Origin of the sequence: Brevundimonas sp. (assembly GCF_036677305.1) — a bacterium.
Classification (GTDB): Bacteria; Pseudomonadota; Alphaproteobacteria; order Caulobacterales; family Caulobacteraceae; genus Brevundimonas.
On record NZ_JAKFEB010000147.1, the window covers coordinates 1 to 4,923 of the forward strand.

Annotated in this window: 4 protein-coding genes and 1 pseudogene; 4 read left to right on the plus strand and 1 reads right to left on the minus strand. The window is 68.5% G+C overall.

Annotated elements, in window-relative coordinates; genetic code table 11:
• Positions 1–451: pseudogene (locus tag V6M42_RS08470) on the minus strand (acetyltransferase); the annotation flags it as partial.
• Between the two features lie 27 nt (positions 452–478).
• Between V6M42_RS08470 and neuC the strand changes: the two are divergent.
• The 4 genes from neuC (at position 479) to V6M42_RS08490 (ending at position 4,747) form a co-directional block, all read left to right on the plus strand.
• Entirely contained in the window at positions 479–1,681 is a 1,203-nt protein-coding gene (gene neuC / locus V6M42_RS08475) for a UDP-N-acetylglucosamine 2-epimerase (RefSeq protein ID WP_332678185.1), read from the plus strand.
• Positions 1,674–2,771: an N-acetylneuraminate synthase gene (neuB, locus tag V6M42_RS08480; RefSeq protein WP_332678186.1), complete on the plus strand. Its 1,098-nt coding sequence runs from the start codon at positions 1,674–1,676 to the stop codon at positions 2,769–2,771. The genes neuC and neuB overlap by 8 nt, the downstream gene beginning before the upstream one ends.
• Entirely contained in the window at positions 2,772–3,821 is a 1,050-nt protein-coding gene (locus V6M42_RS08485) for a nucleotidyltransferase family protein (protein WP_332678187.1), read from the plus strand. It begins immediately after the preceding gene.
• 89 nt (positions 3,822–3,910) lie between these two features.
• Positions 3,911–4,747, plus strand: coding sequence for a metallophosphoesterase family protein (locus V6M42_RS08490; RefSeq protein WP_332678188.1), 837 nt, complete (start codon positions 3,911–3,913; stop codon positions 4,745–4,747).
• Positions 4,748–4,923: the final 176 nt, after the last annotated feature.

Consider the following 4,923-nt stretch of genomic DNA (forward strand, 5'->3'; position numbering starts at 1 on the left):
TCACCGTATTGCCGTTGACGCAGACGCGCGGGGCCAGGGTGACGAAGTCGCCGACGACGCAGTCGTGGGCGACGTAGCTGAACAGATTGGCCTGGAAATGCCGGCCGATGACGACATTGGCGGTGATCACGACGTGGTCGCACAGGATGGCGCCCTCGCCGATCTGCGAGGGGCCGCGGAAGACGCAGGTCGGGGCGACGATGGAGACGAACGACCGTCCCGCCGCCGTCATCTCCGCGTCGACGCGGCGGCGTACGGCGGCGTCGGCGATGGCGATCGAAATGGCGGCGTCTGCAGGGGCGTCGGCCAGCTGGACGACCGGCAGGCCGTTGAGATCTCCGGCGCCCGGCTCCAGATCGATATGCTGCACATTGTCCGCGCCCGCCTGGATCACGGCCAGGGGCGCGACCTCCCGCGCAAAGCCGCCGGTTCCGCACAATCCGATTCGCATGCGATCCTCCCCGGACATGGTAGCAGGTTGCTAAGGCGCGCGGCCTACAGCTTCATCATGGAGGAGCGGTTGGGCAAACGGCGGATCTGCGTGGCGACCAGCGGGCGGGCCGATTACGGCCTGCTGACCTGGCCCATGCGCGACATCGCCGCCGCCGGGGGGCTGTCGCTGCAGCTCCTCGTCACCGGAACCCATCTGGAAGAGCGGCACGGCCTGACGGTCGGCGGGATCGAGGCCGACGGCTTCGCCGTCGACGCCCGGGTGCCGATGGACCTGACCGCCGACGATCCCGCCGGTCTCGCCCGTTCCAGCGCCGCCTGCCTGACCGGCGCGGTCGAGGCGCTGGAACGGCTCCAGCCCGACATCCTGATGCTGCTGGGCGACCGGTTCGAGACCCTGGCCCTCGCCCAGGCCGCCATGCTGACCGGCGTGCCCGTCGCCCACATCGGCGGCGGCGACGTCACCGAGGGCGCGATCGACGAGGGAATTCGCCACGCCCTCACCAAGCTGTCGCACCTGCATCTTGTCACCCATGAAGACGCCGCCCGCCGCGTCATCCGCATGGGCGAGGCGCCGGACCGGGTCCATGTCGTCGGCAACCCCGGTCTGGACATGCTGACCCGCGCGCCGGCCATGGCCCGTGATGCGCTGGAAGCCCGGCTGGGACGGCCGCTGGGCGCGAAGAACCTGCTGGTGACCTTCCATCCCGTGACGACGCTCCCGGACAAGGGCAGGTCAGAGCTTGACGCCCTGCTGAAGGCGCTGGAGCCGATGGGGGACGCGACGCTGTGGATCACGCGCGCCAACGCCGACCCCGGGGGGATGGCTTTCAACGCGGCGTTCGAGGCCTTCGCCAGGGGCCGGAGCAATGTCAGCCTGCACGACGCCCTGGGTCCCGCCTATCTTCCCCTGCTGGCCGTTTGCGACGCCGTGGTCGGCAACTCCTCAAGCGGTCTGGCCGAGGCGCCCTCGGTGCGCACGCCCACGGTCGATATCGGCCTGCGTCAGGCCGGCCGGCTGGCCGGGCCTTCGGTCATCCGCTGCGCGGCTGAACCGGCCCCGATCTCCGCCGCCATCGCCCGCGCCATGGCCGGCGAGGTGGGCGGCTTCGACAATCCCTATGGCGACGGCCAGAGCTCGGCGCGCATCGTCCAGGCCCTGATTTCCGCCCCGCCGCGCGACATCCTGCTGCGCAAGCGGTTCTTCGACGGCGAGCCGCCCCATGCATGACCCGGTCCTCATCATCGCCGAAGCCGGCGTGAACCACGACGGTTCGCTGGACGACGCCTGCCGCATGATCGACGTCGCCGCCGAGGCCGGGGCCGATGTGGTCAAATTCCAGACCTTCGTCCCCGAGGCGGTCCTGACCGCCCGCGCCATGAAGGCCGCCTATCAGGAGACCAACACCGGCGAGGGCGGGACCCAGCTGGACATGGTGCGCAAGCTGGCGCTCAGCCGCGACGACCATCGCGTCCTGGCCGACCGTTGCGCCCGCCGCGGCGTGCGTTTCATGTCGACGGCCTTCGACATGGAGAGCCTGGACTTCCTGTCCGGCCTCGACATGCCCGCCGTCAAGATTCCGTCCGGCGACCTGACCTGGGGCGCCATGCTGCTGGCCGCCGCCCGCGTGGGGCCGCCGCTGATCGTCTCGACCGGCATGGCCACGCTGGACGAGGTGCGCGCGGCCCTGGCCGTCATCGCCTTCGGCCTGACGCGGGACGGAGATCCCGAGGGGCCCGACGACCTCGAACGCGCCTTCGCCGACGGTCAGGCGGCCCTGCACGAAAAGGTCACCCTGCTGCACTGCACGACCGAATACCCGGCCCCGCTGGAGGCCATCAACCTGCGCGCCATGGGGACGATGGCGGAAACCTTCGGCCTGAAGGTCGGCTATTCCGACCACAGCCTCGGCCAGATCGTGGCGGTCGCCGCCGTGGCGCGCGGCGCCTGCGTGATCGAGAAGCATTTCACCCTCAGCCGGACCCGACCGGGACCCGACCATCCGGCCTCGCTGGAGCCCGACGAACTGGCCGCCATGGTCCGCGGAATCCGCGACGTCGAGATCGCGCTGGGCCGCCCTGAGAAGGCGCCCGCGCCGGCCGAACTGGGCAATCTGGCCATCGCGCGCCGGGCGCTGGTCGCCGCCCGGCCGATCCGCCGCGGCGAAATCCTGACGCCCGACGCCATGACGGCGAAGCGGCCCGCCGACGGCCTGTCGCCGATGCAGCAATGGCGCTTGATCGGCACGGCGGCGCAGCGCGACTATGCGCCCGACGATGCGCTCGAGGCGCAGGTCGAGGACGGGCAGGGGGCGGAGTAGATGCGTCAGTGGGAAAAAGCCCTGATCGGGCCCGAGGCGACGTTCCGCGACGCCCTGATCTCGATCGACTCGACGGGCGCCGGCATCGCCCTGGTCGTCGACGGCGATCGGCGGCTGCTGGGGGCCCTGTCCGACGGCGACGTGCGCCGCGCCCTGATCAAGGGCGCGGGGATGGAAGACCAGGCCATCGGCGCCGCCAACAGGAAACCCGTCTGCGCCGACGACCATCAGGATCCGGCGACCATGCTCGCGACCCTGCGCGCGCACAGCCTGCGCCAGCTGCCGATCCTGGACCGCGGCCGCCGCGTGGTCGGCATGGTCACGGTCGAGGACTTCCTCAACATCCCGGTCCGCACCAATCCGGTGGTGATCATGGCCGGCGGCAAGGGCGAGCGTCTGGCGGAACTGACCCGCGACACGCCCAAGCCGATGCTGACCGTCGGCTCGCGGCCGATCCTGGACACCATCGTCGGCAATCTGGCGGGGCAGGGGTTCCGGAATTTCTGGCTGGCCGTGAACTACAAGGCCGAGCAGATCGAGGGCCACTTCGGGGACGGTTCGGCCCTCGGCCTGAACATCCGCTATCTGCGTGAGGACAAGCCCCTGGGCACCTGCGGCGCCCTCAGCCTGATGCCTCGCCCGGACGAGCCCTTCGTGGTCACCAACGGCGACGTCCTGGCCAAGGCCGACTACAGCCACCTGCTGGATTCCCACCTGCAGTCGGACGCCCTGGCCACGGTCGTGGTGCGCGACTACCAGATGCAGGTGCCGTTCGGGGTCGTGAACGCCAACGGGGCGCAGGTCACCCGCATCGATGAGAAGCCGACCCAGAGCTACACCATCAGCGCGGGGGTCTATGTGCTGTCCCCCGCCGTCCTCGACCTGATCCCCAAGGACGCCTTCTATGACATGCCGGCCCTGATCGCCGACATGATCGCGCGCGAACTGCCGGTCCGGCTGCAACGCGCCGAGGGGTATTGGATGGACATAGGCCGCCCGACCGAATATGCGCAGGCGAACGCGGATTTCGGTGCGGTGTTCGAGGGTTAGCAGCGACGCCCTTTTGCGGACGTACGTTGCGTATAGTGCATTCTGGTGACCCGCGCGTACGGGTCCCGCTGGCGATCACGTAGAGAGCAATGTTCTTAAAGCTGCTGAAGCGTCGTGCGCCTGTGAAGGCCCCCGTTTCCCCCGCTATTCCCGACGGAACTGTGGTGTGGTCGATCGGGGACATTCACGGCCGGCTTGATTTGTTGCATCCGCTCGTTGATGCGATCCAGGCGGATCTCGACGCGACAGTCGCGGACCGCAAGGTGGTTGTCTTCCTCGGCGACTATGTTGACCGCGGCCAGGATTCCCGCGGGGTTATCCAGTTCCTCGCCGGGTTGACCGCTGACCGGGGCATTGAGTGGCGTTTCCTCAGGGGCAATCACGAGCAGGCGATGCTCGACTTCCTGGAGGATCCGGCAGAGGGGGCGAAGTGGTGCGAATATGGCGGCGACGCCACGCTTCAGTCCTACGGTCTTCGGGTTCCGCAGCTCAAACACAAGCTTGAGGCTTGGGCCCATTTGTCGGCTGATCTCGCGCACAGGGTCACGCCGGCCGAGAAGCAGTTCCTCGAAAATCTGGAATTGAGCTTCGCCGTCGGAGACTATTTCTTTGCCCATGCCGGCGCGCGACCGGGCGAAGCCCTGGATCGGCAATCCGCCGATGATCTGATGTGGATTCGCCGCAGCTTCCTCGACAGCGAAATCGAGTTCGACAAGATCGTGGTTCATGGCCACACGCCGACGGCCGAGGTCCATATGGATCACCGAAGGATAGGGATCGATACGAAAGCCTATGAGTCCGGCGTATTGAGCGCTCTTCGCCTGTCAGGTTCCGGGCGCGCCCTGATCCAATCGGCAGAAGGCGCGCGGGGTATCGTCAGGCTGCCGGACCTGACCCCGTCCTCAGCGCTTGAGATCGCCGTCTGATACATCGGCGGGTTTAGTCGGACCCGGCCAGCTCAGGCCCGGACGCGTCTCCGGCGGGCTTGAGGTTCGGGCTCGGCATGACCCGCCAGCTCGAGCAACGCACAGCACATGGCGAAAATCGTCGCGATGGTCGCCGTTCTGAGCGGGTAGTCGACCGCGGCGTGCAGCAGCACGGC